1 protein-coding gene is annotated in these 1,438 nt (G+C 60.6%); it reads right to left on the reverse strand.

Going from position 1 to position 1,438, the window contains the following annotated elements; genetic code table 11:
* Positions 1-103: 103 nt before the first annotated feature.
* Positions 104-1,366 (reverse strand): IS701 family transposase, encoded by a 1,263-nt coding sequence (locus tag ACIOWL_RS21160; RefSeq protein ID WP_400389952.1) that lies wholly within the window; start codon positions 1,364-1,366, stop codon positions 104-106.
* Positions 1,367-1,438: the final 72 nt, after the last annotated feature.

The raw sequence follows: 1,438 nt of genomic DNA on the forward strand, positions 1-1,438 counted from the left end.
CTAGTAGTACTTTGTTAGGTAGGCGGGGGTCGCTGGCAGGTGGGGCAGCGTTCGAGCGTTCCAACGAGGATGTGCTGAATATTTTTCAACACCTCGTAGAGGCTTAAGTTGCCCCCTGGTCTTTTGGGGCTTTGAGCCTTTTCAGGGTGATGAACAGGTGCGCAGCACTCACGAGAGTGAGGTGGCGGTGAAAGCCATTGAAAGACCGTCCCTCGAAGTGATCCAGGCCCAGCCCGGTCTTCAGTTCCCGATAATCGTGTTCGATCCTCCATCTCATCTTTGCCAGCTTGACCAGAGTTTTCAGGGGTGTGTCGGCGGGCAGGTTACTGATCCAGTAGTCGGTTGGTTCCGGCTCGTGCACGGGCCACTCGGCCACCATCCAGACCTCGGGCAGGGTCCTGTCCGCGTTCAGTGGGATGTCGCGGTTGGCTGGTCGGATGCGCAGGGCCATGAACCTGGATTTCATGGCCGCGGTCGTGTTTCCCGGTCGTTTCTTGGTTCCGTGGCGCCATGTGGCCTGGTGCAATGCTTTGCGTCCGGTGGCCAGTGCCAGAGCCTTGAGCGAAAGCGGCGGATCGGGGTACTGCGCCAATGGCGTCCGCCCCCTGGTGCTGGTGCGTTCGGGTATCTGTGGCGTGGCGGTGGCTAGGTGTGCGGAGGTCGTGAAGGTCACGGCCACCACGTAGTTGATGCCGCGTTCGGTCAGGCCCAGCCGGAAGGCTGTGGTGTCCCCGTAGCCGGCGTCGGCCACCACCGCCGGGGGTTTGTGTCCCCAGGCGGCGAGTTCGTCGATCATCTCCAGGGACTGCTCCCATTTCTTGGTGTGGCGGACGGTTTCGGGGATGCCTGCACGTTCCCGGCGTTCCTGGGAAATCTGGGCGGCCTCGTTGCTCGAAGCATAGTCACCGTCCCAGGCCTCAGGCAGATAGAGGCGCCAGTTCAGCGGGCAGGAAGCTTCATCGGTGGCGGCGTGCAATGATACTGCGACTTGGCAGTTCCCGATTTTTCCCAGGGTTCCCGAATACTGCCTGGCTACCCCCGGGGATGCGGTGCCTTCCTTCGCGAATCCGGTGTCGTCGATGACCCACGCCTCCGGGGATATCGCCTCGATGGCACGCCCTGCGATCCTGCGCCGCACCGGCTCCACCGCCCAGGTGGAGGAGGCGGTGAACTGCTGGAGTTGCTGGTGATCGATGCCGAGCCGTTCGGCCATCGGCTGGATCGACTTGCGTCGCCCGTCAAGCATCAAGCCCCGCAGGTATAAGGTGCCCTTCATGCGTTGGTCTGACCGTGGAAGCGAGGCGAAGACCTCGGCTACGAAGTCCTCCAGCTCGAATCTCAATGCCTCGATCTGTTCATCGTTCATGACCCAAAATTAACAGACTTGTGTAGAGATTAAAAGACCTTCCAGCAATAACCTAACAAAGTGCTACTAGGA

The sequence above is a fragment of the Glutamicibacter sp. NPDC087344 genome (assembly GCF_044744225.1).
In the GTDB taxonomy this organism is placed as follows: Bacteria; Actinomycetota; Actinomycetes; order Actinomycetales; family Micrococcaceae; genus Glutamicibacter.